Origin of the sequence: Kocuria sp. SM24M-10, from assembly GCF_001027955.1 — a bacterium.
Classification (GTDB): domain Bacteria; phylum Actinomycetota; class Actinomycetes; order Actinomycetales; family Micrococcaceae; genus Kocuria; species Kocuria oceani.
Window position 1 is genome coordinate 1 of record NZ_LDNX01000166.1, and the last position, 1,896, is coordinate 1,896.

A 1,896-nucleotide genomic window follows, 5' to 3' on the forward strand; every position below is an offset into this window, starting at 1 on the left:
CTCCAGGGTCAGATCCGCGACCTCGATCCGCCCGGCCAGGAAGTCCTTGGACAGCGGCGGACGGTCGTAGGGACGCTGCAGCTCATCACCGATGATCACCACACGCCCGCCGAACCCGAGGCTGCGAGCCGCCCTCGCGGCCGACAGACCGGCCAGCGAGGCTCCGACAATGACGAGGGACTCCATGAAGGACCCCTTTCAGATCAGTGGGTGCGGGAACAGCAGGGCGGCGCCGGGCGGGTGGACCTCTCGGCTCGTTGCCGCGTACTGCGCAACGTGCTTCATATTGTGAGGTTCAGCGTGATGCGTCCCACATTGGCCTGTCAAGCGTTCCGGGCGACTTTTCCTGCCCCCGTCCCGGGGTCGCCGTGATTCCCGACGGCGCGGCGGACCCCGCGGACAATGTTGCGCAATGTGACCCACGTTGCACAGGGCAGGATGCCTGCCCGTTCCCCGGCTCTTTCCGGCGTCGAGGGCGCGAAGCCCACCGGCCCAGGAAGGCGGCGTCGACGGCATGAGCGGATCCACGCCGACGGAGCTCGAGGAGTACCTCATGTCACCGGTGCGGCGGTGCTCCGCGGGGTGATCCGCGGCCCCGGGTGGGGCGCTGCTTCAGCGTTCGAGGTCGCCGCGGATGAAGGCCTCCAGGTTCGCCCGGGCGGTGTCGTCGGCCTGCTGCTCGGGCGGGGACTTCATGAAGTACGCCGCCGCCGAGGTCAGCGGCCCGCCGATCCCGCGGTCCAGCCCGATCTTCGCCGCCCGGATCGCGTCGATGATCACCCCGGCCGAGTTCGGGGAGTCCCACACCTCCAGCTTGTACTCCAAGGAGATCGGGGCGTCCCCGAACCCGTGACCCTCCAGACGCACGAAGGCGAACTTCCGGTCGTTGAGCCACGGCACGTGGTCCGAGGGCCCGATGTGCACCTCCTCGGTGCCGAACTCCCGCACCACGTTGGAGGTCACCGCCTGGGTCTTGGAGATCTTCTTCGACTCCAACCGGGTGCGCTCGAGCATGTTCATGAAGTCCATGTTCCCGCCCACATTGAGCTGATACGTCCGGTCCAGCACGTACCCGCGGTCCTCGAAGAGCTTGGCCAGCACCCGGTGGGTGATCGTCGCCCCGATCTGGGACTTGATGTCATCGCCCACGATCGGCACCCCCGCGGCGGCGAACTTCTGCGCCCACTCCTCGGTGGAGGCGATGAACACCGGCAGCGCGTTGACGAAGGCCACCCCCGCGTCCAGGGCCGCCTGGGCGTAGAACCGGTCGGCGGCCTCCGAGCCCACCGGCAGATAGGACACCAGCACATCCACCTGCGCCTCCCGCAGCGCGGCGGCGACATCGACCGGCTCGGCCGCCGACTCCTGGATCATCTCCCGGTAATAGGCCCCCAACCCGTCCAGGGTCGGCCCGCGCTGGACGGTCACCCCGGTGTGCGGCACCGAGGCGAAGGCCAGCGTGTTGTTCCGCCCGGCGCCGATCGCCTCGCACAGATCCACCCCCACCTTCGCCGCGTCCACGTCGAAGGCGGCCACGAACTGCACATCGGAGACGTGATAGTCCCCGAACACCACGTGCATCAGCCCCGGCACGGTCTGCCCCGGGTCGGCATCGGCGTAGAAGTGCACGCCCTGGATCAAGGACGAGGCGCAGTTGCCGACACCGGCCACCGCCACTCGGATCGGATGATGAGACACGATTCTCCTTCGTCGTGGGGCCGGACGCAGCCGCCGTGGCGGGGTGCGGCCGACCCCTCGGGGGTGAGGGGTGAGGGGCGGGTGACGTGGTGGTCCCCGCTGGGGTGCCGGCACGGGTCGCGCCGGCACCCGGGCGTCAGGGGCAGCGGTCGATCCACTCCTGCAGGTGAGGGGCCTCGGCGCGGATGTGGTCGTCGT

Annotated in this window: 2 protein-coding genes; both read right to left on the bottom strand. The window is 69.4% G+C overall.

Translation table 11 applies throughout. The features are described 5' to 3' along the window. The coding region (locus ABL57_RS19515) for an FAD-dependent oxidoreductase (RefSeq protein ID WP_047803842.1) at positions 1 to 186 on the bottom strand (186 nt) is incomplete at its 3' end. A gap of 426 nt (positions 187 to 612) precedes the next feature. Beyond that, a complete protein-coding gene (locus ABL57_RS19520; RefSeq protein ID WP_047801817.1) occupies positions 613 to 1,698 on the bottom strand; it encodes an inositol-3-phosphate synthase in 1,086 nt (361 codons plus the stop codon). Positions 1,699 to 1,896: the final 198 nt, after the last annotated feature.